The 24,664-nt window shown below is 69.1% G+C and carries 25 protein-coding genes; 10 read left to right on the top strand and 15 right to left on the bottom strand.

Annotated elements, in window-relative coordinates:
* Positions 1–23: 23 nt before the first annotated feature.
* From KAK03_RS11035 to KAK03_RS10995, 9 genes are all read right to left on the bottom strand, one after another.
* The gene (locus KAK03_RS11035; protein ID WP_210854003.1) at positions 24–1,355 is read right to left on the bottom strand and encodes a DUF3138 family protein; all 1,332 of its coding nucleotides are present in this window, start codon (positions 1,353–1,355) and stop codon (positions 24–26) included.
* 40 nt (positions 1,356–1,395) lie between these two features.
* The gene (locus tag KAK03_RS11030) at positions 1,396–2,238 is read right to left on the bottom strand and encodes an ABC transporter permease (protein WP_210854002.1); all 843 of its coding nucleotides are present in this window, start codon (positions 2,236–2,238) and stop codon (positions 1,396–1,398) included.
* A gap of 1 nt (position 2,239) precedes the next feature.
* Complete coding sequence (locus KAK03_RS11025) at positions 2,240–3,169, bottom strand: ABC transporter permease (protein WP_210854001.1); 930 nt, start codon at positions 3,167–3,169, stop codon at positions 2,240–2,242.
* A gap of 10 nt (positions 3,170–3,179) precedes the next feature.
* A complete protein-coding gene (locus KAK03_RS11020; protein ID WP_210854000.1) occupies positions 3,180–4,292 on the bottom strand; it encodes an ABC transporter ATP-binding protein in 1,113 nt (370 codons plus the stop codon).
* A 20-nt stretch (positions 4,293–4,312) separates the two neighbouring features.
* On the bottom strand, positions 4,313–5,428 hold the full coding sequence (locus tag KAK03_RS11015; protein ID WP_210853999.1) for a polyamine ABC transporter substrate-binding protein: 1,116 nt from the start codon (positions 5,426–5,428) through the stop codon (positions 4,313–4,315).
* 174 nt (positions 5,429–5,602) lie between these two features.
* Positions 5,603–7,015 (bottom strand): aspartate aminotransferase family protein, encoded by a 1,413-nt coding sequence (locus tag KAK03_RS11010; protein WP_210853998.1) that lies wholly within the window; start codon positions 7,013–7,015, stop codon positions 5,603–5,605.
* A gap of 28 nt (positions 7,016–7,043) precedes the next feature.
* On the bottom strand, positions 7,044–8,411 hold the full coding sequence (locus tag KAK03_RS11005; protein WP_210853997.1) for a glutamine synthetase family protein: 1,368 nt from the start codon (positions 8,409–8,411) through the stop codon (positions 7,044–7,046).
* Between the two features lie 90 nt (positions 8,412–8,501).
* On the bottom strand, positions 8,502–9,296 hold the full coding sequence (locus KAK03_RS11000) for a gamma-glutamyl-gamma-aminobutyrate hydrolase family protein (protein WP_210853996.1): 795 nt from the start codon (positions 9,294–9,296) through the stop codon (positions 8,502–8,504).
* Positions 9,297–9,310: 14 nt separating this feature from the next.
* On the bottom strand, positions 9,311–10,606 hold the full coding sequence (locus tag KAK03_RS10995) for an NAD(P)/FAD-dependent oxidoreductase (protein WP_210853995.1): 1,296 nt from the start codon (positions 10,604–10,606) through the stop codon (positions 9,311–9,313).
* 210 nt (positions 10,607–10,816) lie between these two features.
* Between KAK03_RS10995 and KAK03_RS10990 the strand changes: the two genes are divergently transcribed.
* The gene (locus KAK03_RS10990; RefSeq protein ID WP_210853994.1) at positions 10,817–11,296 is read left to right on the top strand and encodes an Lrp/AsnC family transcriptional regulator; all 480 of its coding nucleotides are present in this window, start codon (positions 10,817–10,819) and stop codon (positions 11,294–11,296) included.
* 50 nt (positions 11,297–11,346) lie between these two features.
* Here KAK03_RS10990 and KAK03_RS10985 read toward each other — a convergent pair whose 3' ends face one another.
* Together KAK03_RS10985 and speB are read right to left on the bottom strand one after the other, a co-directional pair.
* Positions 11,347–11,892, bottom strand: a complete 546-nt coding sequence (locus KAK03_RS10985; RefSeq protein WP_210853993.1) for a hemerythrin domain-containing protein — start codon at positions 11,890–11,892, stop codon at positions 11,347–11,349.
* A gap of 163 nt (positions 11,893–12,055) precedes the next feature.
* On the bottom strand, positions 12,056–12,988 hold the full coding sequence (gene speB / locus KAK03_RS10980; protein WP_210853992.1) for an agmatinase: 933 nt from the start codon (positions 12,986–12,988) through the stop codon (positions 12,056–12,058).
* A 315-nt stretch (positions 12,989–13,303) separates the two neighbouring features.
* On the opposite strand from speB, the gene aceA reads away from it, so the two are divergent.
* Positions 13,304–14,620 carry an isocitrate lyase gene (gene aceA / locus KAK03_RS10975; protein WP_210802064.1) on the top strand — a complete coding sequence of 439 codons (1,317 nt, stop codon included), beginning with the start codon at positions 13,304–13,306 and terminating at the stop codon, positions 14,618–14,620.
* Positions 14,621–14,698: 78 nt separating this feature from the next.
* Here aceA and gbd read toward each other — a convergent pair whose 3' ends face one another.
* The gene (gene gbd, locus KAK03_RS10970) at positions 14,699–15,847 is read right to left on the bottom strand and encodes a 4-hydroxybutyrate dehydrogenase (protein ID WP_210853991.1); all 1,149 of its coding nucleotides are present in this window, start codon (positions 15,845–15,847) and stop codon (positions 14,699–14,701) included.
* Between the two features lie 95 nt (positions 15,848–15,942).
* Between gbd and KAK03_RS10965 the strand changes: the two genes are divergently transcribed.
* Complete coding sequence (locus KAK03_RS10965) at positions 15,943–16,857, top strand: alpha/beta hydrolase (RefSeq protein ID WP_210854034.1); 915 nt, start codon at positions 15,943–15,945, stop codon at positions 16,855–16,857.
* Positions 16,854–17,711, top strand: coding sequence for a YbgC/FadM family acyl-CoA thioesterase (locus KAK03_RS10960; RefSeq protein WP_210853990.1), 858 nt, complete (start codon positions 16,854–16,856; stop codon positions 17,709–17,711). The genes KAK03_RS10965 and KAK03_RS10960 overlap by 4 nt, the downstream gene beginning before the upstream one ends.
* Before the next feature lie 46 nt (positions 17,712–17,757).
* Here the strand turns inward: KAK03_RS10960 and KAK03_RS10955 are convergent, their stop codons facing one another.
* From KAK03_RS10955 to ygfZ, 3 genes are read right to left on the bottom strand one after another with little or no spacing between them, the layout of a single operon-like run.
* Complete coding sequence (locus KAK03_RS10955; protein WP_210853989.1) at positions 17,758–18,708, bottom strand: NRDE family protein; 951 nt, start codon at positions 18,706–18,708, stop codon at positions 17,758–17,760.
* The gene (locus KAK03_RS10950) at positions 18,699–19,037 is read right to left on the bottom strand and encodes a DUF4936 family protein (RefSeq protein ID WP_210853988.1); all 339 of its coding nucleotides are present in this window, start codon (positions 19,035–19,037) and stop codon (positions 18,699–18,701) included. The genes KAK03_RS10955 and KAK03_RS10950 overlap by 10 nt, the downstream gene beginning before the upstream one ends.
* Positions 19,027–19,953 carry a CAF17-like 4Fe-4S cluster assembly/insertion protein YgfZ gene (gene ygfZ, locus KAK03_RS10945; RefSeq protein ID WP_210853987.1) on the bottom strand — a complete coding sequence of 309 codons (927 nt, stop codon included), beginning with the start codon at positions 19,951–19,953 and terminating at the stop codon, positions 19,027–19,029. The genes KAK03_RS10950 and ygfZ overlap by 11 nt, the downstream gene beginning before the upstream one ends.
* Positions 19,954–20,020: 67 nt before the next feature.
* On the opposite strand from ygfZ, the gene mltG reads away from it, so the two are divergent.
* The 6 genes from mltG to KAK03_RS10915 are packed head-to-tail and all read left to right on the top strand — an operon-like array spanning position 20,021 to position 24,552.
* The gene (gene mltG / locus KAK03_RS10940) at positions 20,021–21,019 is read left to right on the top strand and encodes an endolytic transglycosylase MltG (RefSeq protein WP_210853986.1); all 999 of its coding nucleotides are present in this window, start codon (positions 20,021–20,023) and stop codon (positions 21,017–21,019) included.
* Positions 21,016–21,630, top strand: coding sequence for a dTMP kinase (tmk, locus tag KAK03_RS10935; RefSeq protein ID WP_210853985.1), 615 nt, complete (start codon positions 21,016–21,018; stop codon positions 21,628–21,630). The genes mltG and tmk overlap by 4 nt, the downstream gene beginning before the upstream one ends.
* Position 21,631: 1 nt before the next feature.
* Positions 21,632–22,681 carry a DNA polymerase III delta subunit-related protein gene (locus KAK03_RS10930; protein WP_210853984.1) on the top strand — a complete coding sequence of 350 codons (1,050 nt, stop codon included), beginning with the start codon at positions 21,632–21,634 and terminating at the stop codon, positions 22,679–22,681.
* Positions 22,678–23,055: a PilZ domain-containing protein gene (locus tag KAK03_RS10925; protein ID WP_210853983.1), complete on the top strand. Its 378-nt coding sequence runs from the start codon at positions 22,678–22,680 to the stop codon at positions 23,053–23,055. Before KAK03_RS10930 ends, KAK03_RS10925 begins: the two co-directional genes overlap by 4 nt.
* Positions 23,056–23,092: 37 nt before the next feature.
* Positions 23,093–23,890, top strand: coding sequence for a TatD family hydrolase (locus KAK03_RS10920; RefSeq protein WP_210853982.1), 798 nt, complete (start codon positions 23,093–23,095; stop codon positions 23,888–23,890).
* A complete protein-coding gene (locus tag KAK03_RS10915) occupies positions 23,887–24,552 on the top strand; it encodes an ankyrin repeat domain-containing protein (protein WP_210853981.1) in 666 nt (221 codons plus the stop codon). The genes KAK03_RS10920 and KAK03_RS10915 overlap by 4 nt, the downstream gene beginning before the upstream one ends.
* Positions 24,553–24,664 lie beyond the last annotated feature (112 nt).

Raw genomic sequence — 24,664 nt, 5'->3', positions numbered from 1 at the left:
CCGCGCGGCCGGCAGGGGCAGGGTCAGAAAGCGACCACCACCGATGCCGCCAGCATGTTGTTGGTCTTCTTGAGGGCGCCGGTCTTGACGTCTTCGAACACAGCGCGGTCAGCACCGTCGAGGCGGTACTCCAGCTTCAGCGTGGTGCTGGTGTCGAACAGGTACTTCAGACCGGTGGTGACCGCCCAGCGGTTGGCGCCACGGTTGGGATCGGCGGGGTTGGCGCCGATGCCGTTGCGGCCGTCGAAGGTGGTCGGGTTGTCGTTGGCGTCCACGAAGCCGGTGTAGCCGAACAGGCCGCCACCGTTCTTGGTGTTGCGGATGTAGTCGGCGCGGATCAGGCCCTGCAGGCGCGGGTCGAACAGGTAGCCGGCCAGGCCGGACAGGCCCCACCACTGGCTGTCACCCCCGTTGGTGGCGGCGCCCTTCTGGCGGCCGAAGCTGGCCTGGCCCTGCAGCGTGATGTCGCCGCGGGTGAAGTAGCCATCGACTTCGAGCAGCTGGGCCATCGACGGCAAGCCGGTGTTGAAGTTGGTGGCCCGGCCCACCAGTGCGGCGGCGCCCCAGCCGGCGAACTCGCCCTTGGCGTAGTCGACGCGCGCGGCGATCACCGGCCGCTTGTCGCCGCTGTCCTTGATGGTCTTGTTGACGTTGCCCAAGGCCCAGCGGATCCACCACTTGCCGTCCTTGATGTCCATGCCGACACCGGTGTAGTTGGTGGGCAGCGTGAAGTCATACAGCAGGTTGTGCGAGGTCAGCGGGTTCAGCGTGGGCTGCTGGTACTCGTAGCCCGACCAGTCGGCGATCTGGCCCACCAGCAGGCGGGTCTGCAGGTCGCCCAGCGGGATCGACACCGTGGCTTCCTGGACGATCGATTGGCCATCGACGACCGCGCCGGTGCCGCGGTTGGGCGCCAGCGTGAGCTTCCAGATCACGCCGCTGTCGGTTTCCTTGGTCAGGTCCAGCACCGCGGCACCCATGTAGGAGGTGTCGTAGTTGTAGCCGTCGCCCTGCTGGTTCAGGAACTGCACGCCGGCGCGGTTCTGGCGCTGGTTGTAGACGAAGGTGGGCTCGATGTAGCCCGAGATCTTCAGGCCCTTGTAGCCCTGGTCGGTGAAGTTGTCCTGGATGGCCTCGGTCTTGACCGCGATGCGGTTGAACTCGGCGGCCTGCTCAGGCGTCATGCCCCACTGGGGCTTGGTGGCGGCGGCGCCGTCAAGCTTCTTCTCGAGGTGGGCCACGCGCTCCTTCAGGGCGCGCAGCTCCTTGAGCAGCTCTTCATTGGACTGCGCGGCCACCGGGAATGCGGCGGACACGGCCAGGGCGAGGAGGGTCGGACGCAGCAACAAGCTCATGGAGGGTTCCTTCTGGCTGGGGTTGTCTCTGTGGTGGTGTTCAGTGGCGGGCCGCTTCGGCCATCTCGCGCTGGCGCTTGCGCTCGGCATTGGCGATCGCGTAGCTCGCGAGCACGGTGCCGATGGCAACGACCAGCACGATCAGCGTGGCGATCGCGTTGACGCTGGGGTTCAGGCCCAGACGGGCCCGGGAGAAGATGACGAGCGGCATCGTCGTGGAGCCGGGGCCGGACAGGAAGGCCGACAGCACGACGTCGTCGAGCGACAGGGTGAAAGTAAGCAGCCAGGCCGACATCAGCGACTGGGCGATCATCGGCAGCGTGACCAGGAAGAAGACCTGGCGCGGACGCGCACCCAGGTCCATCGCGGCTTCCTCGAGCTGCGGGTTGAGCTCCTGCAGCCGGGCCTGCACCACCACCGTGGCGTAGGCCATGCCCAGCAGCAGGTGGCCCATCCAGATGGTCAGCGCGCCGCGCTCCGGGAAGCCCAGCGCGCGCTGCACCGACACCATCATCAGCAGCAGCGACAGGCCCACCACCACCTCGGGCATCACCAGCGGCGCATTGACCATGCCCGAGAACACGGTGCGGCCGAAGAAGCGCTTGTACTTGACCAGCGCGAAGGCCGCGAAGGTGCCCAGCACGACCGAGCCGCAGGCGGTGAAGAAGGCGATCTTCACCGACAGCCACAGGCCGGTGAGCATCTCCTGGTCGTCCAGCAGGGCCGCATACCACTTCAGCGTGAAGCCGCGCCAGACGTTGGCCACCGGCGAGTCGTTGAAGGAGTACAGGATCAGGGCGATGATCGGCAGGTACAGGAACAGGTAGCCACCGGCCAGCCAGCCCTTGCCGAAGCGGCGGTTGAAGTTGGGGGTCAAGCGCATGTCAGCGGTTCTCCTGCGCTTCGGCCTGGTACTTGTTGAAGATGGCCAGTGGCACGATGATCAGCAGGATCATCACCACGGCCACGCTGGAAGCCATCGGCCAGTCGTTGTTCGAGAAGAACTCGTCCCAGACCACGCGGCCGATCATCAGTGTTTCAGGGCCGCCCAGCAGCTCGGGGATCACGAACTCGCCGACGCAGGGAATGAAGACCAGCATCGAGCCGGCGATGATGCCGGCCTTGGACAGTGGCACCGTGATGCGCCAGAAGCCCTGCCAGGGCGTGGCGCCCAGGTCGGCCGCGGCTTCCAGCAGGCGCAGGTCCATCTTGGCCAGGTTGGAGTACAGCGGCAGGATCATGAAGGGCAGGTAGGTGTAGGTCATGCCCAGCACCAGCGAGAACGGCGTGTTCATGAACTTGCCTGGCGCGCTGATCAGGCCGCCGGCCACCAGCAACTGGTCCACGCCGGTGACGATCAGCAGGTCGGACACCCAGCCGTGTTCAGACAGCAGGGCCTTCCAGGAGTACACCCGCAGCAGGAAGCTGGTCCAGAAGGGCAGCATCACCAGCATCAGCAGGGTGGGCTGGATCGTGGGCTTGGCGCGCGCCATGAAGTAGGCGAACGGGTAGCCGATCAGCAGGCACAGCAGGGTGGTCACCGCCGCGTACTTCAGGCTGGCGATGTAGGTCAGGAAGTAGAGGTCGTCGCTGGCGATGAACTGGTAGTTGGTGAACTTCAGCGTCAGCGCGAGCACCCCTTCCTTCCAGGTCAGCACGTCCTTGAAGGTCACCGTCTCCATCTCGGAGACGCTGATCTTGGCCAGGATCAGGAAGGGGAACAGGAAGAACAGCAGCAGCCAGCCGTAGGGCAGGGCGATGACGCCGGTGCGGCCGGTGAACAGGCGCTGCAGGCGCCGGACCAGGGCTTTCATGGCTGCGTCCTCATTGGGTCAGCACCACGTGGGCCGAGCGCGACCAGTGCGCCCAGACGCTGTCGCCCCAGGTCAGCTCGTCGTCGCGCTGGCGCACGGTGTTGGCCTGGCTGACCTTGAGCATGGCGCCACTGGCCAGCTTGACGCGGTAGACGGTGAAGCTGCCGAAGTAGGACATCTCCTCGATCGTGCCCCGCACGGTGTTGTAGTCATCGGCCGGCTTGTGGCGGGACAGGTGGATCTTCTCGGGCCGCAGCGCCACCGTGACCGGCATGCCCTGGGTGCCGGTGATGCCGTGGCCGACGAAGTGCTTGCAGTCGTCGCAGCCGATGACCACGTGGTCGGCGTAGTCCTCGTCCAGCGTGCCTTCCATGAGGTTGACGTTGCCGATGAAGTCGGCCACGAATCGGGTCTGCGGGGTCTCGTAGACCTCGGAGGGCGAGCCCACCTGCAGGAAGCGGCCTTCACTCATCACCGCCACGCGCGAGGCCATGGTCATCGCCTCTTCCTGGTCATGGGTCACCATCACGCAGGTCACGCCGACCTGCTCGATGATGTTGACCAGCTCGATCTGGGTCTGCTCGCGCAGCTTCTTGTCCAGCGCCCCCAGGGGCTCGTCCAGCAGCAGCAGCTGCGGCTGCTTGGCCAGGCTGCGCGCCAGCGCCACGCGCTGCTGCTGACCGCCCGAGAGCTGGTGCGGCTTGCGCTTGGCGAACTTGCCCAGCTGCACCAGCTTGAGCATGGCATCCACCCGCGCGGCCACCTCGTCCTTGGGCAGGCCGTCGCGCCGCAGCCCGAAGGCGATGTTGTCCCACACCGTCAGGTGCGGGAACAGCGCGTAGGACTGGAACATCATGTTCAGCGGCCGCTCATACGGCGGCAGCCCGGCCAGGTCCTGGCCGTTGAGGATGATGCGACCGGAGGTGGGGGTCTCGAAACCCGCCAGCATGCGCAGCAGCGTGGTCTTCCCGCAGCCCGACGAGCCGAGCAGGGCGAAGATCTCGCCCTTGGCGATGTCGAGGCTGACATGGTTGACGGCCTTGTAGCCGCTGAAGTCCTTGACCACATCCTGGATCTGGAGGAAGTGGGCGTCGGCGCTGTTGCTGGCGGGAGAGGGACTCATGGTGTTCCGGTCGCGAGGCCTCAGAGGCCGGTCTTGAACGAGGTGAAGGTGCGCGTCATCAGCCGGCGCAGGTCGTTGTTCAACGAGTCCGGCGGCACCATCTTCTTCATGTCCTCGTCCGACAGGAACACGGTCGGGTTCGACGCCACTTCAGGCTTCACGAACTTCTTCGATTCCTTGTTCGGGTTGGCGTAGAACACCTTGTTGGTCAGCTGCGCATGCACCTCGGGGCGCAGCACGTAGTTGATCCACTTGTGGGCATTGCCCGGGTGCGCCGCATCGGCGGGGATGACCATCACGTCGAAGAACAGCAGACCGCCGGTCTTCGGGATCAGGGCCTGGATGTTCTGGCCGGTCTTGCCATCGATCGCGCGCTGACGGGCGATGTTGATGTCACCCGACCAGCCCAGCGCCAGGCAGATCGAGCCGTTGGCCATGTCGTTGATGTAGCCCGAGGAGCTGAACAGGGTGACGCTGGGGCGCACCGACTTCAGCAGCTGCGCCGCCGCGGCGTAGTCGGACGGGTTCTTGCTGAACGAGGGCTTGCCCAGGTAGTGCAGCGCGGCCGGCACGATCTCGGAGGCCGAGTCCAGGAAGGATACGCCGCAGGACTTCATCTTCGAGATGTACTCGGGCTTGAAGACCAGGTCCCAGGCGTTCTCGGGCATGGGCGTGCTGCCCAGCGCCGCCTTGACCTTGTCGACGTTGATGCCCACGGTGGTGAAGCCCCAGAGCCAGTCGACCAGGTAGTCATTGGTCGGGTCCATGGCCTGCAGCTGCTTGAGCACCGCCGGGTCCAGGTTCTTCCAGTTGGGGATCTGGCTCTTGTCGAGCTTGCGCAGCAGGCCGCCGTCGATCTGCAGCTTGGCCCAGTTGGACGAGGGCACGACGATGTCGTAGCCGGTCTTGCCCGCCACCAGCTTGGCGTGGACGATCTCATTGTTGTCGAAGTTGTCGTACCGGACCTTGATGCCGGTTTCCTTCTCGAAGTTCTTGATCGTGTCTTCGGCGATGTAGTCGGACCAGTTGTAGATGTTGAGGACCTTCTCCTCTTCCTGTGCGAAGGCCTGACCGGCTGCGAGCAGCAGGCTGGCGCTGGCCAGGGCGAGGACCGAGCGGACGGATCTGAACTTCATGGTGGTGAGACCTCCGGGGTGGCTTGGGGTAGGGGAGTGACAGTGGCGGTCCTCAGCGGAGGCTGGCGGATCGCGCCCATTCAGCGGACGAGTCTAGGTGGCGGTTGACCAAGGCTGCAACGGGGGTTGCGAGGGCTGTCGGGCGTCCACCACGGGGGCGGCACCCGACCACGCTCACAGCCAGCCCTGGCGGGTGGCGTCGGCCAGCGTCAGGTCCAGGCACTTGCGCACCAGGGCCATCAGCTCGTCGATCTGCGCGCGCGACATGACCAGCGGCGGTGCAATGATCATGCGGTCGCCGACGGCACGCATGATCAGGCCGTTACCGAAGCAGTGGCCGCGGCAGACCATGCCCACTTCCAGCTCCGACGGGAAGAGCGTGCCCTTCGCCTTGTCCTTGACCAGCAGCAATCCCGCCATCATCCCGCAGTGATCGACATCGCCCACCAGCGGGTGATCCCGCAGCGACTCGAACTGCTCAGCAAGATACGGGCCCACGTTGTCGCGCACATGCTCGACCAGGCCCAGTTGCTGGATCAGCTTGATGTTGGCCACCGCCACCGCCGCCGCCACCGGATGACCCGAGTAGGTGAAGCCGTGGTTGAAGTCGCCGCCCTGTTCGATCAGCACCTTGGCCACGCGGTCGCCCACCATCACGCCGCCCAGCGGGATGTAGCCCGAGGTCACGCCCTTGGCGAAGGTCATCAGGTCGGGCTTTGAGCCCATGGTCTGGCTGCCGAACCAGTTGCCGGTGCGGCCGAAACCGCAGATCACCTCGTCGGAGACCAGCAGGATGCCGTACTGGTCGCAGATGCGCTGGATCTCGGGCCAGTAGGTCTCGGGCGGCACGATCACGCCGCCGGCGCCCTGCACCGGCTCGCCGATGAAGGCGGCCACTTTCTCGGGGCCGACCTCCAGGATCTTGGCCTCCAGCCAGCTGGCGGCCACCTTGCCGAAGTCGGCGCGGCTCATGTCGCGGCCGTTCTCGTACCAGTAGGGCTGGTCGATGTGGACGATGCCGGGAATCGGCAGGCCGCCCTGGGCGTGCATGTAGCTCATGCCGCCCAGCGAGGCACCGGCCATCGTGGAGCCGTGGTAGCCGTTCTTGCGGCTGATGATCACGTGGCGCTCGGGCTGGCCCAGGATGTCCCAGTAACGGCGGACCATGCGCACGATGGTGTCGTTGCCCTCGGAGCCCGAGCCGGTGAAGAACACATGCTCGAAGCCGGGCGGCGAGACCTGCGCCAGCAACTCGGCCAGTTCGATCGACGGCGGCGTGGCGGTCTGGAAGAAGGCGTTGTAGAAGGGCAGCTCCTTCATCTGGCGCGTGGCGGCGTCGATCAGGGCCTGCTGGCCGTAGCCGACGTTGACGCACCACAGGCCGCTCATCGCGTCGAGGATCTTGTGGCCCTCGCTGTCCCAGATGTAGATGCCCTCGGCCTTGGTGATGATCCGAGAGCCCTTCTTGTTCAGGCTGCCGAAGTCGGTGAAGGGGTGCAGGAAGTGCTTGGAGTCGGCCTGCTGCCACTCGCGGGTGCTGCGCTTGGTCGCCACGGCGGGCGCCTGGATGACGATGTTGTCTTGCATGGTGTTGCTCTCGAATCAGGTCGGCAGGTCAGACGTGCAGAAGGAGGTGCTCGCGCTCCCACGGCGAGATCACCTTCATGAACTCGGCGTGCTCGATCTCCTTGACCTCGGTGTAGACGGTGACGAAGGACTCGCCCAGCACGCTGGCCAGGTCCTTCTCGTTGCGCAGCAGGTTCAGCGCTTCGCCCAGGCTGCGCGGCAGCTGGTACTCGCCCAGGTAGGCGTCGCCCTTGCACTCGGGCGTGGGGGCGACCTTGTTCTTGATACCCAGGTAGCCGCAGGCCAGGGTGGCGGCCAGCGCGACGTAGGGGTTGGCGTCGGCGCCGATCACGCGGTTCTCGATGCGCCGGGCCTGGGGCGAGGCCAGCGGGCTGCGGATGCCCACGGTGCGGTTGTCGGTGCCCCACTGGATGTTGATCGGCGCGGCAGTGAAGCGGGCGAGGCGGCGGTAGCTGTTCACATAGGGCGCGAACAGCGCCATGGCCGCCGGGATGTACTTCTGCAGGCCGCCGATGTACCAGTAGAACTCGTCGCTGGGGCTGCCGTCTTCCTTGCTGAAGATGTTGCGGCCGGTCGCCTTGTTGACCACCGACTGGTGGATGTGCATGGCGCTGCCCGGCTCACCGGCGATCGGCTTGGCCATGAAGGTGGCGAACATGTCGTGGCGCAGCGCGGCTTCGCGCACCGTGCGCTTGAAGAAGAAGACCTCGTCGGCCAGGCCCAGCGGGTGGGCGTGGAAGAAGTTAATCTCCATCTGGCCGGCACCGATCTCGTGGATCAGGGTGTCGACGTTGAGCTCCATCTTGTCGCAGTAGTCGTAGACGTCCTCGAACAGCGGATCGAACTCGTTGACCGCGTCGATCGAGTAGGCCTGGCGGGAGGTCTCGGAGCGACCGCTGCGGCCGATCGGCGGCTTGAGCGGCATGTCGGGGTCGGTGTTGCGGGCGACGAGGTAGAACTCGAGCTCGGGCGCCACCACCGGATCCCAGCCTTCGGCGGCGAACAGGTCGCAGACGCGGCGCAGCACGGAGCGGGGCGCGAAGGGCACCAGCTGGCCGTCGCGGTCGTAGCAGTCGTGGATCACCTGGGCGGTGGGGTCCACGGCCCAGGGCACCAGCCGCACCGAGGCCGGATCGGGCCGCAGGTGCATGTCGTGGTCCATCGGGCTGATGACGTCGTAGTAGGGTCCTTCCTCGGGGAATTCGCCGGTCACGCCCATGGCCACGACGGCCTCGGGCAGCCGCATGCCGCGGTCCTCGGTGAATTTCTCGCGCGGCAGGATCTTGCCGCGGGCCACGCCGGTGAGGTCGGGCACAAGGCACTCGATCTCGGTGACGCGGTGTTCATTGAGCCAATGTTCAAGCTCGTGGAAATTGAAGAGTTCTTTGCTGGCCATGTCGGCACCTGGATGGTTTCGCGCGCGGGTTGGGTGTGCTCCCCGCTGGGGGGAGCGCCGGGCCGCGCGGGCCCCGGCGTGTTCAGAGCGTCAGTTGCGGGCTGGCTGAGGGGCCCGGTGGCGGTCGCGGTAGGCGCGGCAGGCCTGGCCGAAGGCGCCCAGCATCGCGATCGACTGCGGGTTGTCGGCGGCCAGCCACTCGGGGTGCCATTGCACGCACAGGCTGAAGCCCGGCGCGCTGGCCACCGAGAAGGCTTCCACCAGGCCGTCGGGCGCACGCGCTTCGACGCGCAGCCCATCGGCCAGGCGATTGACCGCCTGGCCATGGACCGAGTTGACGCTGAACTGCGTGCCGGCGCCGAACAGGCCAGCCAGGTGGCCGCCCGGCTGCACCGTCACCGGGTGGGCGGCGCCATAGGCCTCGGCCGCGGGCGCGCCCTCGCGGGGGCGGTGGTCGTCGTGGCCGTCCACCTCATGCACCGCCTGGTGCAGCGAGCCACCCAGGGCCACATTGGTTTCCTGGGTGCCGCGGCAGATGCCGAACAGCGGAATGCCACGCGCCAGTGCGCGGCGGATCAGCGGCAGGGTCCAGCCGTCGCGCAGCGGATCCAGCGGCAGCGACGGGTCATGGACCTCCTCGCCGAAGTGGCTGGGGTGCACGTTGCTGGGCGAGCCGGTCAGCAGCACGCCATCGGCCATGTCCAGCAGGGCGTCGATCTCGGCGGCCTCGGCGGCCGGCACGACCAGCGGCAGGGCGCCGGCCAGGCGGACCGCGTCGATGTACTTCTTGCCGGCGATGTGGAACGGGTGCTCGCCCAGCATGCGGTTGCAGGCCGGCACCAGCACGACCGGCTTGGCGGCAGGGTTGTCAGGGGGCAGGGTCATGTCGTTCATCGTGCTCATCCCAACAGGTCGCGCAGACGGTACCAGGCCATGCCCAGCACCAGGGCCGGCGTGCGAAGCAGCCGACCGCCCGGGAAGGGATGGTGCTTGAGCCGGGCGAAGACGTCAAAGCGCGAGGCATCACCGGTCATCGCCTCGGCCACCAGGCGGCCGGCCAGGCCGGTCAAGGCCAGGCCGTGTCCCGAGAAGCCTTGCAGGTAATACAGGTTGCTGCCCAGGCGGCCGAAATCGGGCGCGCGGTTCATGGTGATGTCGACAAAGCCGCCCCAGGCGAACTCGATCTTCGCGTCGCGCAGTTGCGGGAAGGTCCCGGCCATGCGCTGGTGCATGCTGGCCGCCAGGTTGGGCGGCGTCATCGTGCTGTAGCTGACGCGGCCGCCGTAGAGCATGCGGTGGTCGTTGGTGGTGCGGAAGTAGTCGAGGACGAAGTTGGTGTCGCAGACCGCCGAGCGGCTGGGCACCAGCGAGTCGGCCAGACCGCTGTCCAGGGTCTCGGTGCAGACGATGTAGGTGCCGACCGGCATGATCCGTTGTTCCAGCTGCGGGGCCACGCCCTGCAGGTAGACGTTGCCGGCCAGCAGGACCTGGCGTGCCCGCACCTGACCTTGCGCGGTGCTCAGCTGGACGACATCGCCGGGCTGCAGCGCGGTGACCGGGCTGTCTTCGTGGATGCGTACTCCCGCGGCGGCGGCGGCGCGGGCGATGCCCAGTGCGTACTTCAGCGGATGCAGGTGGCCGGAGCGCGGGTCGTGCAGACCGCTGTGGTAGCGCGGGCTGGCGATCCAGTCCTGAATGGCTGATGGGGCCACCAGCGTGAACTGCGCACCGTAAACACGCGCCATGCGCTCGGCCCAGGCGGTCAGCGCCGCGCCCTTGCCCGCCGAGGTGGCCACGCCCAGGTAGCCATCGCGCCAGTCGCAGTCGATGCCGTGCTGGGCGATGCGTTCGCGCAGCAGATCCAGCGCCTCGAGCGACATGTCCCACACACGGCGGGCGTCGTCCAGACCCAGCTGGGCTTCAATGGTCTCCTGGTCGCAGGCCAGACCGTGGATCGCCTGGCCACCGTTGCGGCCGCTGGCGCCCCAGCCCACCTGGCGGGCTTCAAGCAGCACCACCTGCCGGCCCTGCTTGGCCAGGTCCAACGCCGCGCACAGGCCGGCCAGACCGCCGCCGACGATGGCGACATCACAGTCGACCGCACCCTGCAGGGCAGGAAAGGTCTGGGTGCGCGGGGCGGTGGCAGCGTAGTAGGACTGCCGGGCAAGATCGCGGTCGACGCTCAGGAAACTCATACGTTATGCGCTAGGCAAGCCCTCTGGCGGTGATGTTCTCTATCGAGCAAGCTTCAGACCAACAAGATCATTGCCGATCAGTCTGCTGCCCCGAAAAATCGTTGGAAGGCAGTGTAGGCGTCGGCACGCGCAATGTGCTTGCGCGCCGACCCCGGAGGAACCCGGTCTGGCGCAATTTCATGCGAGGATCTGTGCGAAGATTGCACGATCATGCGAAACAGCTCCCCCAGCCTGCAATTGGATGCGATTGATCGGGCCATCCTGACCCAGCTGCAGCACAACGGAAAGCTCTCCAATGTGGAGCTGGCGCAGCGGGTCCACCTGTCGCCGTCGGCCTGTCTGCGGCGCGTGAAGCAGCTGGAGGAGGCGGGCGTGATCGCCCAGACCGTGGCGCTGCTGAACCCCAAGGCGGTGGGCCAGCACGGCACCAGCTTCACGATCATCAACCTGGAGTCGATGACCAACAGCCTGCTGGAAGCCTTCGAGCAGGCGGTGCGCGACGAGCCGCAGATCCTGGACTGCTACTACCTGACCGGCTCGAACGACTACATGATCCGCTTCACCTACCGGGATGCGGAAGACCTGGAGCGCTTCCACACCCAGGTGCTGATGCGCCTGCCCGGCGTGGAGCGGTCGAACTCGATGCTGGTGCTGCGCACCGTGAAGAAGACCACGGCGCTGCCGCTGTAGGGCCTGTTCACACCACCGGGAGTGCCTGGCGCGGCAGCCGCCGGTCGGCCTCAGCCGATGAAGGCGCGGCGCTGCTCGGCCAGGCGCCGGCCCAGACCGTCCACCTCTTCCGACAGGGCCAGGCGGGCCTGCGGGTAGATCAGCGATTCCTCCAGCGCGATGTGGTCGTGGTAGAGGGCGGTGAAGACCTCGACCCCGGCGCGCAGGGCGTCCAGGTCGTACCAACTGTAGCCATCGGCCACCGCAGAGAGCTGCAGCGCCAGCTCGCGCCAGTCTTCCTCCAGCCAGCCGTGGTCCAGCTGCAGGCGCTGGACGTGGCGCACCAGCTCCAGATCCTGGCCGCTGAGCAGCGGCGGGAACACGGTGCGCTCCTCGTCGCGGTGGTGCTCGTGCGCCTCGGTCTCGAAGAAGCGCATCACCGCGCCGGCCATCTGGCGCGCCGCCGGGTCGACGCTGTGGCGCTCCAGGTGGTCGATCAGACGGTTGAGCACCTGCAGGTGTTCGATCACCCGGGCATGGCAGGCATCAAGCGCCTCGAACGGAGCGAGGCGGGCCTGCAGCTGGCGCTGCAGTTCGGGGGTCAGGGCCTGGGCCATGGTGGGATCCTCCGGCGACGTTGCGATGGCCCATTCTTCGGGTCTGTCCGGGCGTCGCCCTTGTCCGATGTCAAAGGCCCTGGGGGCTGTCGCGCGCCGCGCCGCCCTGGTGCGTGGGCTGCACCGGCGCAGCGCAGCGCGGCACCAGCCTGGGTCGTCTGAACTACAGCCCGGCCAGGCGCCGCTGCCCGCACAACCAGGTCCACACCGCATGGGCGGCGGCGAGGCTGCTCAGCTCGGCGTGATCGTAGGGCGGCGCCACCTCGACGCAGTCCATGCCGACAAAGGGCAGCGCACACAGCTCCTCGACCAGGGTCAGCAACTGGCTGCTGCTCAGGCCGCCCGGTTCGGGCGTGCCGGTGCCCGGGGCGAAGGCCGGATCCAGGCAGTCGATGTCCAGGCTCAGGTACAGCGGCGGGCGGCCCTGCGCCTCCCAGCGCTGCCGGATGGCCTGGACCACGGGCGCCAGCGCCGCCGGACCGTCCTGGCCCCGCAGGTCGCGGGCGGTGAAGATCTGGCCGCCCTGGGTTCGGACATGGTCGCGCGCCTCCGGCACCGCGGCCGACCGGATGCCGATCTGGGTGAAGCAGACAGGGTCGACCAGGCCTTCCTGGATGGCTTCCCAGACCCAGGTGCCATGGCCGCTGGGTTCGCCGAAATGGTCTTCCCAGGTGTCGCAGTGGGCATCGAAGTGGACCACCCCCAGCGGCTGGCCGAGGTGCGCACGGTAGGCGCGCAGCAGCGGCAGCGTGACCGAGTGGTCGCCCCCCAGCCAGGCCATGCGGTGGCGCTGCAGCAGCGCCGGCAACTGCGGCATCAGCGCGGCGCGCATGCCCTCCAGGCTGGTGTTGGGCAGCGGCAGGTCGCCCGCGTCGGCCAGCACGCCGTCGAGGTCCAACCCGAACAGCGGATGGGTGCCGTCGCACAGCGTGTGGCTGGCCTGGCGGATGGCTGCCGGTGCGAAGCGGGCGCCTGGTCGGTTGGTCACGCTGCCGTCCCAGGCCAGGCCGGCCACTGCGAAAGGCGCTGCGGGCGCGGCATGGGTGCTCGGGCAGCGCAGGAAGCTGGTCTGCGCCAGGTAGGCGAATCCGGTCATGAACGCTGGGCGGGGTGTCCGCCGTGTCGGGGAGGGGTTGGAAGTGTAGGCAGCGCCTGGCGGGCGGAGCGGGGATGCGTGTTTACCATGACGAAATGACGGTTGCGCCATGTGAAATGCGGCGATGCTGCGATGCCGCAAAATTTCTCATTTCGAAAAATTGTCTTTCACACTGCGGAAGATGATGGATAAGTTGTTGTTTTTATTGAGATGAAAAAGTAGTCTTATATAAGACACAAGTGTTCGCAGGCCTGTGGCTCGGGTTAAGCTAACGCCCATCTTGATCCTCACTTCCCCCTTGCCAGGAGAGCATTGATGACCCGACTGACCCGCGAACAACAGATCGCCGCCCTCGAAAAGGACTGGGCCGAGAACCCCCGCTGGAAGCTCGTCAAGCGCGGCTACAGCGCGGCTGACGTGGTGCGCCTGCGCGGCAGCCTGCAGCCCGAGTACACGCTGGCCCAGCGTGGTGCCGAGAAGCTGTGGGAGAAGGTCAATGGCGGCGCCAAGAAGGGCTACGTCAATGCCTTCGGCGCGATCACCGCCGGTCAGGCGATGCAGCAGGCCAAGGCCGGCCTGGAGGCCGTGTACCTGTCGGGCTGGCAGGTCGCCGCCGATGGCAACACCAGCGAAACCATGTACCCCGACCAGTCGCTCTACGCGTACGACTCGGTGCCCACCATGGTCCGCCGCATCAACAACACCTTCAAGCGTGCCGACGAGATCCAGTGGAGCCGTGGCATCAACCCGGGCGACGAGCAGTTCGTCGACTACTTCCTGCCGATCGTTGCTGACGCGGAAGCCGGTTTCGGCGGCGTGCTCAACGCCTTCGAACTGATGAAGAACATGATCGCCGCGGGCGCTGCCGGCGTGCACTTCGAAGACCAGCTGGCCGCCGTCAAGAAGTGCGGCCACATGGGTGGCAAGGTGCTGGTCCCGACCCAGGAAGCCATCGAGAAGCTGATCGCCGCGCGCTTCGCCGCCGACGTCATGGGCGTGCCGACCATCGTGCTGGCCCGCACCGACGCCGAGGCCGCCAACCTGATCACCAGCGACCACGACGCCAACGACAAGCCCTTCCTGACCGGCGAGCGCACCCAGGAAGGCTTCTACCGCGTGAAGAACGGTCTGGAGCAGGCCATCAGCCGTGGCGTGGCCTACGCGCCCTACGCCGACCTGGTGTGGTGCGAGACCGGCGTGCCCGACATCGGCTTCGCCCGCGAGTTCGCGCAGGCCGTGCACGCCGCCTGCCCGGGCAAGCTGCTGAGCTACAACTGCTCGCCCTCGTTCAACTGGAAGAAGAACCTGGACGACAAGCAGATCGCCTCGTTCCAGGAAGACCTCTCGGCGCTGGGCTACAAGTACCAGTTCATCACGCTGGCCGGCATCCACATCAACTGGTACAACACCTTCCAGTTCGCCCACGACTACGCCCGCGGCGAAGGCATGAAGCACTACGTGAACCAGGTGCAGGAGCCGGAATTCGCGGCCCGCGACCGCGGCTACACCTTCGTGTCGCACCAGCAGGAAGTCGGCGCCGGCTACTTCGACGACGTGACCACCGTCATCCAGGGCGGCTCGTCCAGCGTCAAGGCGCTGACCGGCTCGACCGAGGAAGAGCAGTTCCACTGATCGATTGAAGTCGCCTGCCGACCGCAGGCGCACCCGGGCCCGGCCGCCACCAGCGGCCGGGCTTTTTTCATGGCGGACTCACAGCGAGGCGTGCAGCATCTCGCGGTACTCGTCGGCCGTGGCCACACGCGGGTTGGTGCCGTGGCAATGGTCGGCCATCGCGCCAGTGATCACGCGGTCGAACAGCTCCGGCGTCACGCCCAGCGCGCCCAGACCGCTGGGCAGGCCCAGCCGGGCGTTCAGTTCGCGCACGGCCTCGGCCAGCTCGGTGCCCTGGCTGTCACAGCCCGGCAGGCCGATGGCCTGCGCCATGCGCTGCAGACGCCGCTCGCGCTGGATGCTGTCGGCACCCGCGTTGAAGCGGATCACGGCGGGCAGGAACATCGCGTTGAGCGTGCCGTGGTGCAGGCGCGGGTTCACGCCGCCCAGGCTGTGGCTCAGGCTGTGCACTGCGCCCAGGCCCTTCTGGAAGGCCATCGCGCCCTGCATGCTGGCGCTCATCATCTGCCAGCGCGCCTCGCGGTCCTGGCCGTCGCGGGTGGCGCGCTCGATGTGGGCCCAGCCACGTGCCAGGCCGTCCAGCGCGATGCCATCGGCGGGCGGGTTCACCGCCGCGGCCATGAACGTTTCGAAGCAATGGGCCAGCGCGTCCATGCCGGTGGCAGCCGTCAATGCGGGCGGCAGGCCCAGCGTGAGTGCCGGGTCCAGCAGTGCGGCCTTGGGCAGCAGCAGCCAGCTGTGAAAGCCCAGCTTGCGGCCATCGTCGACGATGATGATGGCGCCGCGTGCCACCTCGCTGCCGGTGCCGGCGGTGGTGGGCACGGCGATCAGCGGCGCCACGCGGTCGGTGATCTTCGGGCTGCCGCCCTCGATCGTGGCGTAGGTCTTCAGCGGGCCCTCGTGGGTGGCGGCGATCGCCACGCCCTTGGCCAGGTCGATGCTTGAGCCGCCGCCCACGGCAATCAGGCCGTCGCAGCCTTCATCGCGGTACTGCGACACCGCCGCCCGGACCGCCGCCTCGGTGGGGTTGGACGGCGTGCGGTCGAACACCGCATGCGGCACCTCGCCCAGCGCGGCCAGCGCCTGGTCCAGCACACCGGCGGCGCGCACACCCGGGTCGGTGACCACCAGCGGGCGGCGGATGCCGATGCGCGCGCATTCGGCAGGCAGTTGCGCGACCACGCCGAAGTCGATGTCGATCTGGGTGAGGTACAGGATGCGGGCCATGACGGAGTTCGGGATGGAGGAGGGCACAGTATGCTCAGGCCTGCGCCCCCGTGCTCCCGAGACTTTCCTTGAGTACCCACCTGCTGACGCCGGCCATGGCCGGCATCCTGGAGCGGATCCAGCGCGCCAAGCGCCCGCCCTTCCACACGCTGTCGCCGCAAGACGCCCGGCGTGCCTATGTCGCCGGCGCCGAGGTGCTCGAGCCGCCGCGCGCGCCGCTGCCGCGGGTGGAGGATCTGCAGGTGCCCGGCGCCGGTGGGGCCCTGCTGGCCGCGCGCCTGTATGCGCCCTCGACCGAGCGGTTGCCGCTGCTGCTGTATCTGCATGGTGGCGGCTTCGTGATCGGCGGCCTGGAGACCCACGACAGCCTGTGCCGCCAGCTGGCGCTGCGCAGTGGTGGCGCGGTGCTGTCGCTGGACTACCGGCTGGCGCCGGAGCACCGCTTTCCCACCGCGGTGGACGACTGCGTCAGCGCGCTGCGCTGGCTGATCGACGAGGGCGCTGCCAGCCTGGGCCTGGACGGTACCCGCATCGCCGTCGGCGGCGACAGCGCCGGCGGGACGCTGGCCGCGGTGGCGGCGCTGCAGGCCCGCGACGCCGGCCTGCCGCTGGCCCTGCAACTGCTGATCACGCCCGGCACCACCGCGCATGCAGACACCGGCTCGCACACCCTGTTCGCCAATGGCTTTCTGCTCGATGCGGCGGCCATCGCCTGGTTCTTCGACCACTACATCGACCGCCACCACCGCAGCGACTGGCGCTTCGCCCCGCTGCTGGCCCCCGACGTGGACGGCGTGGCCCCGGCCTGCGTGTTGCTGGCCGAGTGCGACCCCCTGGTCGATGAGGGCCTGGCCTACGCCGACCGGCTGCGTCTGGCCGGCGTGCCGGTCGAGCTGGAGCTGTACCGGGGCCTGACCCATGACTTCATCAAGATGGGCCGCATCCTGAAGGAGGCCGGCCAGGCCCAGCAGGTGGCGGCCGATGCCCTGCGAAAGGCCTGGAACGCATGAAACGCGCCGATTTCCGTTATCTGGACCGCCAGCGGGTGCGCTGGGCCGAGGTGGACCTGCAGAAGATCGTCTTCAATGGCCACTACCTGATGTACATGGACACCGCGGTGGCGGGCTACTGGCGCGCGCTGGCGCTGCCCTACCACGCCACCATGGACGCCCTGGGCGGCGATCTGTACGTGCGCAAGGCGACGCTGGAGTACCACGCCTCGGCCGAGTACGACGACGCGATCGAGACCGGCATCCGCTGCGAGCAGATCGGCAACTCGTCGATGCGCTGGGTCAGCGGCGTGTTCCGCGGCGAGGAGTTGCTGGTCAGCGGCGAGCTGGTCTATGTCTTCGCTGACCCGGTGGCGAAGAAGTCGCTGCCGGTGCCGCCCGACCTGCGCCGTGTGCTGCAGGGATTCGAGGCCGGCGAGGCGATGGTCGAGGTGCGCGTGGGCACCTGGGACGAACTGGGCCGCGAGGCCGGTGCGATCCGCCAGCAGGTCTTCGTGCAGGAGCAGCGCATCCCCGCCGAGATGGAGTGGGACGCGGCCGATGCCGCCTGCCTGCATGCCGTGGCCTTCAACCGCTTCGGCCTGCCGCTGGCCACCGGGCGGCTGCTGGAGCACGTGCCCGGCGTGGCCAAGATCGGCCGCATGGCGGTGCAGCGACCGATGCGCGGCAGCCAGATCGGCCGCCACGTGCTGGATGCGCTGATGGCTGCGGCGCGCCAGCGCGGCGACCGGGAGGTGCTGCTGCATGCCCAGACCAGCGCGGCGGGCTTCTACCGGCGCGCCGGCTTCGTGCCGCGCGGGCCGGAGTTCGAGGAGGCGGGCATCGCCCACATCGAGATGGTCTGCCCGCTGTAGGGGCGCCTCCAACGACTTGGCGCGGGCGCTGGCCCGCGCGCGGCGCTCAAAGCTTGTCGGCCGGCCGCAGCAGGCTGCGCACACGGCGCTTGCGCACGGGTTCCGCCTCGGGCCGGTGTTCGGCCAGCTGGCCTTCGGCCACCGGCGACACGCGCACCGATCGTTCAGGCTCGGTGTCATCGTCCAGGCGGTACTTCGGCGGCCAGTCGTGCAAGGTGGAGTGGCGCAGCAGCGCCAGGCCGGGCCCCGACGTGAAGGTGCGCTCGAACACATGGGTGACCAGGTGCTTGGGCTGGCGCTCGGTGATCACCAGCGTGGAGCAGCGGGTGCCGTAGTGGCCATCGGGCGATCGGATGAAGGCCGAAGACAACCAGCGCTCGCGCTCGGTGCCGATGCCGGTGTCGGGCAGTTCATCGTCGGGCGCGATCTGGCGATCGGCCAGAGCCGCCATCAGGCGGCTGGCCAGGTCGTCCACCGAGGCCGCCACGTCGATCGCATCGTGCATACGCTCCTTCAGGCGCCGGACCTTGGGCCAGGGCTCATCCAGCATCCCGTTGCTGAGCCCGGCGACACCGCGCTCCAGGCGGCGCGGGCTGGCCTGCTCGCTGCTGGCCCAGAAGCTCAGGCCCTCGCGGAAATCCGCCGCCAGCAGGTTGAAGGGCTGGTGGCCCGACAGCGCCACCGACGGCCAGAACTGCTCGGGCCGCTGGTCGCCACGCAGCCAGCGCAGCACGATGCCACCGCGCGAGGGCGCCTGCGGATCGGGCGCCACCGGCTTGCGCACATTGGTGACCACGGCCAGGCGGCCCTCGGCAGTCAGGCCCAGCCAGGTGCCGCCGGCGGACAGGTCGCGCCCGCTGAGCACCGCCGGGCCGCCGCCCTCCGGTGTCCACCAGGCCAGACGCGCGGCCGGGCGCTCGAAGAACTCGTCGCGGTTGGCCGCCAGCACCAGCGGGAAGCGCCGGTGGGCGTCCAGGGCCAGGGCCACTAGGCACATGGCACGAAGACCTCGAGGTGGCGGCTGCCCGCCAGCGCGTGGCCCAGGCGTTCCTGTGCCCGGCGGGACAGCCATTCGCCCAGCGCGGCCTCGTCCTGGGCGCTGAGCGCGGGGGGCAGGTGGTAGATCTCCATCAGTGTCAGCTCGCCGGTCGCGGCGTCGGGCAGCGGGCGCTGCATCAGCTGGCCCTGCAACCCGGGGAAGGCGGCGCAGGCCTCGGCGACCAGACCGCGGGCCGCAGCCATCAACTCGGCGCTGCGCGACGGCGCCACCCGATAGTAGATGAACCAGGCGGTGCCGGGCACCGGGCCGGCCCGATCAGGCGGCATCCGCCGGCAGCGCGTAGGGCAGGGGGCGGGCGGCCAGCGCCGGGCCGTCCGGCGCGCCGTGGTGCAGCGGGGCGGACACGGCGTCGAGCTTGGTCTCCACCAGCGCGTCCCAGCCGCCGGTGGGTGCCGGCGCGGCCAGCACCACCATGCCGGCGGGCTGGCCGGGATCGGCCGCCGAGAACACCTCCTGGCCGGCGGCCATCGGGGCCTCGCCGTGCCAGAGCAGGGCGCGCCGCTTCAGCGTGCCCCGGTACTGGCTGCGCGCCACCACCTCCTGGCCCGGGTAGCAGCCCTTCTTGAAGCTCACGCCGCCCACCAGTTCCAGGTTCACCATCTGCGGCACAAAGGCCTCGGCGGTCGCGGCCGTCACCCGGGGCACGCCGCTGCAGACCTCCAGCCAGGACCACAGGCCGGCCGGCAGGGGCTCGCCCAGCGGCGGATGCTCTTCGGACAGGCCCGCCAGCCAGCGCGGCTGGCCCTGGCTGTCGGGCAGCCGCACCACCAGGCCGGTCGAGGTGGCACTGGCGCGCATCGGCTCCAGCGGCACACCTGCGGCTTGCACGCCAGCGGCCCCCAGCAGCCCCCAGACGCGCCAGGCCGGTTCGCTCAGCTGGCATTTGGCGCGCAGCACGAACATCCGCAGGCGCTTGAGCACGGCGGCCTGCAGGTCGGCGCTGCAGGCCAGCAGGTAGCCACCGCCGGGCTGACGCACGACCAGGAAGGTGGCGATCAGCCGCCCCTTGGCGGTGCAGTAGCCGGCCCAGCGGGCTTCGCCCGGCTGCATGCCCAGCACATCGTTGCTCAGCTGCCCTTGCAGGAAGCTGCCGGCATCGTCGCCGCTGGCGTGGATCAGGGCCCAGTCGTCCAGGCGCTGAACGCCGTTGGCGGGGGCGGAGGAGGTGGGCGTCGCGTTCATGCGGACGATTATCATCGCCACCCGAAATGGCCCGGTGGCGGGCTTGGAATTCGAGGCCCCGCGCCTGATGAGATGGATCCGTAATCTGCTGGCCGCACTGGCCCTGGTGGCGCTGGCCGTTGGGGGGGCGCTGGCCTGGTGGCTGCACCAGCCGCTGGCGCTGCGGCAGGCCGTGGTGGAGGTGTCGATCGAGCCCGGCACCTCGCCGCGCGAGGTGGCCCAGGCCTGGGTGGCCGCCGGCGTCGACACGAATGCCCAGGCGCTGTACTGGTGGTTCCGCAGCTCGGGGGATGCGCGGCGCATCCGCGCCGGCAGCTATGCGCTTGAGCAGCCCACCTCGCCGCGTGAACTGCTCGAGATGATGGTCCGGGGCGACCAGACGATGCAGACCGTGCGCCTGATCGAGGGCTGGAACTGGCGCCAGGTGCGCCAGGCGCTGGCCCAGGCCGAACACCTGCGCCCGGAAACCGCCGGCATGAGCGATGCCCAGGTGGCCGCCGCGCTGGGCCTGGCCACCGATTCGCCTGAAGGCCGGCTGTTCCCGGACACCTACGTCTACAGCCGCGGCGTCAGCGACCTGACGGTGCTGCGCCGCGCCCGCGAGGCGATGCAACGCCGACTGGACAGCGCCTGGGCCGAACGCATGCCCGAGCTGCCGCTGACCAGCCCGGAGGAGCTGCTGGTGCTGGCCTCGGTGGTCGAGAAGGAAACCGGTCGCGAGGCCGATCGGCCGATGGTGGCTGCGGTCTTCGTCAACCGCCTGCGCATCGGCATGCCGCTGCAGTCCGATCCCACCGTGATTTACGGCCTGGGTGAGCGCTTTGACGGCAACCTGCGCAAGGTCGACCTGCAGACCGACACGCCCTACAACAGCTACACCCGGCGCGGCCTGCCGCCCACGCCGATCGCCATGCCGGGCCTGGCCTCGCTGCGGGCGGTGGCCCGCCCCGCCGCCAGCCGGGCGCTGTACTTCGTCGCGCGCGGCGACGGCAGCAGCGTCTTCAGCGACTCCCTGAGCGACCATAATCGCGCGGTGAACGAGTTCCAGAGACGGCGCAGCCCATGAGTGGCGGTGCCCGATTCATCACCTTCGAAGGCATCGACGGCGCCGGCAAGTCCTCGCACATCGAGGCCGCCGCCGAGTGGCTGCGCGAGCGCGGCCACCAGGTGCGCCTGACGCGCGAACCCGGCGGCACGCCGCTGGCCGAGTCGCTGCGCGAGCTGTTCCTGCACCGGCCCATGGACGGCCTGACCGAGGCGCTGCTGGTGTTTGCCGCCCGCCGCGACCACCTGCGCAGCGTGATCCTGCCCGCGCTGGCCGCCGGCCAGACCGTGCTGTGCGACCGCTTCACCGACGCCACCTTCGCCTACCAGGGCGCCGGACGGGGCTTCGACCTGGCGCAGCTGGGCCAGTTGGAGGCCTGGGTGCAGCAGGGGAGGGACCCGGACCTGACGCTGTGGTTCGATGTGGCACCCGACGTGGCCGCGCAGCGCCGCGCGGCGGCCCGCGAGGCCGACCGCCTGGAGCGTGAGGACATCGACTTCTTCGCCCGCGTGCGCAGCGGTTACGCGGCCCGCGCCGCCGCAGCCCCGGCACGCCTGGTGCGCCTGGACGCCGGCCACCCGATCGACACGGTCCGGCAGGCCGTGCTGGCCTGCCTGGCTGAGCGCTGCTGACATGACCCTCGAACCCCTGGCCATGCCCTGGCTGGACGCCCCGCTGGCGCAGTTGCTGGCGCAGCAGCGCGGCCATGCGCTGATCCTGCAAGGCCGCTTCGGCGACGGCCTGCTGGCCCTGGGCTGGCGCCTGGCGCGCGCCTGGCTGTGTGAATCCGGCGGACCGCGGCCCTGCGGCCAGTGCGGCAGCTGCCACCTGGCCGACCAGCAGACCCACCCCGACCTGCGGCCGGTGCTGCCCGAGACCTGGCAGCTGGCGCTGGGCCTGACCGCCGGCGAGGAGGGCGACGGCGAAGGCAAGGCCAGCAAGCGCAAGCCCAGCAAGGACATCCGCGTCGAGCAGGTGCGCCAGGCGATCGACTGGAGCCACACCACCAGCGGCCGGGGTCGCGGCAAGGTGCTGCTGCTGTCGCCGGCCGATGCGATGAACGAGGTCTCGGCCAACGCCCTGCTCAAGACGCTGGAAGAGCCGGCAACCGGTCTGCGCCTGCTGCTGTGCACCGAAGACGCCGGCCAGCTGCTGCCCACCATCCGCAGCCGCTGCCAGAGCTGGCGCCTGCCCAGCCCGGAAGATGCCCCGGTGCGCGCCTGGCTGTCGCAGCAGGGCCTGAACGACGCCGACGACCTGCTGCGCGCCTGTCAAGGGCAGGCACTGAGCGCCTGGCAGGCAGCGCAGCAGGGCTGGCGGGCTGACGCCTGGCGCGCACTTCCCCGCCTGGTGGCCCAGGGCGACGCCCAGAGCCTGAGCGCCCTGGCACCGCCGGACGCCTTGCGCCAGCTCCAGCAGCTCTGCCATGACGCGATGGCAGTGGCGGTGGGCGGCGAGCCGCGCTACTTCGACCGCCAGGCCTTGCCTGCCCGGCTGCGGCTGGAGGCCCTGGTGCCCTGGTCGCGCGCGCTCGCCCAGGCGGTGCGTCAGCAGGACCACCCCTGGAACGCTGGTCTGCTGATCGAGTCGCTGGTGCTGCAGGGACAGGCGGCGCTGGCCCCGGCGGCGGCCGTGTCCCCGCGCCGTGCGGCAGCGCAGCGCCCGGCTACACTGCGCCCATGAGCGACAACGAACCGCGCGCCGCAGCGGCCGCCGGCACACGCCCCAGCGTGATCCAGCTCGTCTTTCGCGAGAAAGGCGCGCTGTACGCCGCCTACATTCCGCTGTTCAGCGAAGGCGGCCTGTTCGTGCCCTCCACCCGCGAGTACCAGCTGGGTGACGACATCTATCTGCTGCTGTCGCTGCCCGGTGACCCGCAGCGCTACCCGGTGGCCGGCAAGGTGGGCTGGATCACCCCGGCCAACACCCCCGGTGGCCGCACCCAGGGCGTGGGTGTCCGCTTCCCGTCGGACGAGAAAACCCGGTTGCTGAAACTGAAGATCGAGGAGCTGCTGGGCACCTCGATCTCCTCGTCCAAGCCGACCCAGACCATCTGAGCCGCGCCTGCCGCGGCGCGCAGCCCGTCCCTTGCCCATGTTTGTCGATTCCCATTGCCACCTGAGCTTTCCGGGGCTGCGCGAGCGCCTGCCCGAGGTGCTGCGCGACATGCGCGCAGCCCAGGTGCGGGGGGCGCTGGTCATCTGCACCACGGTGGAGGAGTTCCCCGAGGTCAGCGCGATCGCGCACACCGCGCCGCACCTGTGGGCCAGCGTGGGCGTGCACCCCGACAACGAGGACGTGCATGAGCCCGACGTCGACGAGCTGCTGCGCCTGGCGCGCGGTGACGAGCGGGTGGTGGCGATCGGCGAGACCGGGCTGGACTACTACCGCCTGAACGGCCGCAGCATGGCCGACATGGCCTGGCAGCGCGAGCGCTTCCGGGTGCACATCCGCGCGGCGCTGGCCGCCGACCTGCCGCTGATCATCCACACCCGCAGTGCCTCCGAGGACACCCTGGCCATCCTGCGCGAGGAAGGGCAGGGGCGGGCGAGGGGGGTGTTCCACTGCTTCACCGAGACCGTGGCCGTGGCCCGCTCGGCGCTGGAGTTGGGCTTTCACGTGTCGCTGTCGGGCATCGTGACCTTCCGCAATGCGGGCGAGCTGCGCGAGGTGGCCCGCATGCTGCCGCTGGATCGTCTGCTGATCGAGACCGACAGCCCCTACCTGGCCCCGGTGCCGTACCGCGGCAAGACCAACACGCCGGCCTATGTGCCCTATGTGGCCGCCGAGATCGCTCGCGAGCGGGGCACCGAGGTGGCGGCCATCGCCGAGGCCAGCACCCGCAACTTCGAGCGCCTGTTTGGCGTTCAGCTGCCGCAGGAGCATCCATGATCGCCTGGCGACGTGCCGGACTCGTCTGTTCGCTGGCCCTGCTGATGCTGGGCGCGCCCGCGGCGCGCGCCGATGTCTACGTCGATTTCTTCCGTGCCGTGAATGTCGACAATGTCAGCGGGGTGCGAGCCGCGCTGCAGCGCGGTCTGGACCCCAATGTGCTGAACGAGCAGGGCCAGTGCGCGCTGTACCTGGCGGTGCGCGAGGACAACGCGCAGGTGTTCGATCTGCTGCTGGCCTGGCCCGGCATCCAGCTGGACCAGCGCAACGCGGTGGGCGAAACGCCGCTGATGATGGCGGCGCTGAAGGGCCAGATCGACCGGATGCAGCGTCTGATCGACCGCGGTGCGGCCATCCACCAGGAGGGCTGGTCGCCCTTGCACTACGCCGCCACCGGCCCCAGTGTCGCCGCGGTGCGCCTGTTGCTGGACAAGGGGGCACCGGTGAATGCGCGTTCGGCCAACGGCAGCACGCCACTGATGATGGCGGCACGCTACGGCGAGGAGCGCTCGGTGATGCTGCTGGTCGAGCGCGGCGCAGACCTGGGCGCGCGCAACAACCTGGGTCTGGATGCCGCGGACTTCGCCCGCGGCGCCGACCGCGACTGGATGATCGCCACGCTCGAGCGCCTGCAGCGCCAACGGGCGGGCGCGGCGCGCTGAGCGCCGGCGACGGCGTGCTTCGGACGCGCTTGTCAGGCAAACGCTGACAAGCCCTTTGTCGGGCCGCCGACTACTGTCGGCCGAGGGTCCTCTCTACAGTCTGGGTCATCGG

The sequence above is a fragment of the Ideonella alba genome (assembly GCF_018069845.1).
Classification (GTDB): domain Bacteria; phylum Pseudomonadota; class Gammaproteobacteria; order Burkholderiales; family Burkholderiaceae_C; genus Ideonella; species Ideonella alba.
The sequence above is the reverse complement of the archived record's forward strand: the minus strand, read 5'-3'. Positions and strand labels throughout refer to the sequence as shown.

What these genes read in the sequence shown, in the direction of transcription:
- KAK03_RS11000 (WP_210853996.1), bottom strand. Translation starts at nt 9,296, where the DNA reads ATGACCCTGCCCCCTGACAACCCTGCCGCCAAGCCGGTCGTGCTGGTG.
- KAK03_RS11035 (WP_210854003.1), bottom strand. Translation starts at nt 1,355, where the DNA reads ATGAGCTTGTTGCTGCGTCCGACCCTCCTCGCCCTGGCCGTGTCCGCC.
- KAK03_RS11010 (WP_210853998.1), bottom strand. Translation starts at nt 7,015, where the DNA reads ATGCAAGACAACATCGTCATCCAGGCGCCCGCCGTGGCGACCAAGCGC.
- KAK03_RS10995 (WP_210853995.1), bottom strand. Translation starts at nt 10,606, where the DNA reads ATGAGTTTCCTGAGCGTCGACCGCGATCTTGCCCGGCAGTCCTACTAC.
- gbd (WP_210853991.1), bottom strand. Translation starts at nt 15,847, where the DNA reads ATGGCCCGCATCCTGTACCTCACCCAGATCGACATCGACTTCGGCGTG.
- KAK03_RS10930 (WP_210853984.1), top strand. Translation starts at nt 21,632, where the DNA reads ATGACCCTCGAACCCCTGGCCATGCCCTGGCTGGACGCCCCGCTGGCG.
- ygfZ (WP_210853987.1), bottom strand. Translation starts at nt 19,953, where the DNA reads ATGAACGCGACGCCCACCTCCTCCGCCCCCGCCAACGGCGTTCAGCGC.
- KAK03_RS11005 (WP_210853997.1), bottom strand. Translation starts at nt 8,411, where the DNA reads ATGGCCAGCAAAGAACTCTTCAATTTCCACGAGCTTGAACATTGGCTC.
- speB (WP_210853992.1), bottom strand. Translation starts at nt 12,988, where the DNA reads ATGACCGGATTCGCCTACCTGGCGCAGACCAGCTTCCTGCGCTGCCCG.
- KAK03_RS10925 (WP_210853983.1), top strand. Translation starts at nt 22,678, where the DNA reads ATGAGCGACAACGAACCGCGCGCCGCAGCGGCCGCCGGCACACGCCCC.
- KAK03_RS10985 (WP_210853993.1), bottom strand. Translation starts at nt 11,892, where the DNA reads ATGGCCCAGGCCCTGACCCCCGAACTGCAGCGCCAGCTGCAGGCCCGC.
- KAK03_RS11015 (WP_210853999.1), bottom strand. Translation starts at nt 5,428, where the DNA reads ATGAAGTTCAGATCCGTCCGCTCGGTCCTCGCCCTGGCCAGCGCCAGC.
- KAK03_RS10950 (WP_210853988.1), bottom strand. Translation starts at nt 19,037, where the DNA reads ATGCCGCCTGATCGGGCCGGCCCGGTGCCCGGCACCGCCTGGTTCATC.
- KAK03_RS10915 (WP_210853981.1), top strand. Translation starts at nt 23,887, where the DNA reads ATGATCGCCTGGCGACGTGCCGGACTCGTCTGTTCGCTGGCCCTGCTG.
- KAK03_RS11025 (WP_210854001.1), bottom strand. Translation starts at nt 3,169, where the DNA reads ATGAAAGCCCTGGTCCGGCGCCTGCAGCGCCTGTTCACCGGCCGCACC.
- KAK03_RS10920 (WP_210853982.1), top strand. Translation starts at nt 23,093, where the DNA reads ATGTTTGTCGATTCCCATTGCCACCTGAGCTTTCCGGGGCTGCGCGAG.
- KAK03_RS10955 (WP_210853989.1), bottom strand. Translation starts at nt 18,708, where the DNA reads ATGTGCCTAGTGGCCCTGGCCCTGGACGCCCACCGGCGCTTCCCGCTG.
- KAK03_RS10960 (WP_210853990.1), top strand. Translation starts at nt 16,854, where the DNA reads ATGAAACGCGCCGATTTCCGTTATCTGGACCGCCAGCGGGTGCGCTGG.
- KAK03_RS10965 (WP_210854034.1), top strand. Translation starts at nt 15,943, where the DNA reads ATGGCCGGCATCCTGGAGCGGATCCAGCGCGCCAAGCGCCCGCCCTTC.
- tmk (WP_210853985.1), top strand. Translation starts at nt 21,016, where the DNA reads ATGAGTGGCGGTGCCCGATTCATCACCTTCGAAGGCATCGACGGCGCC.
- KAK03_RS11030 (WP_210854002.1), bottom strand. Translation starts at nt 2,238, where the DNA reads ATGCGCTTGACCCCCAACTTCAACCGCCGCTTCGGCAAGGGCTGGCTG.
- aceA (WP_210802064.1), top strand. Translation starts at nt 13,304, where the DNA reads ATGACCCGACTGACCCGCGAACAACAGATCGCCGCCCTCGAAAAGGAC.
- mltG (WP_210853986.1), top strand. Translation starts at nt 20,021, where the DNA reads ATGAGATGGATCCGTAATCTGCTGGCCGCACTGGCCCTGGTGGCGCTG.
- KAK03_RS10990 (WP_210853994.1), top strand. Translation starts at nt 10,817, where the DNA reads ATGCGAAACAGCTCCCCCAGCCTGCAATTGGATGCGATTGATCGGGCC.
- KAK03_RS11020 (WP_210854000.1), bottom strand. Translation starts at nt 4,292, where the DNA reads ATGAGTCCCTCTCCCGCCAGCAACAGCGCCGACGCCCACTTCCTCCAG.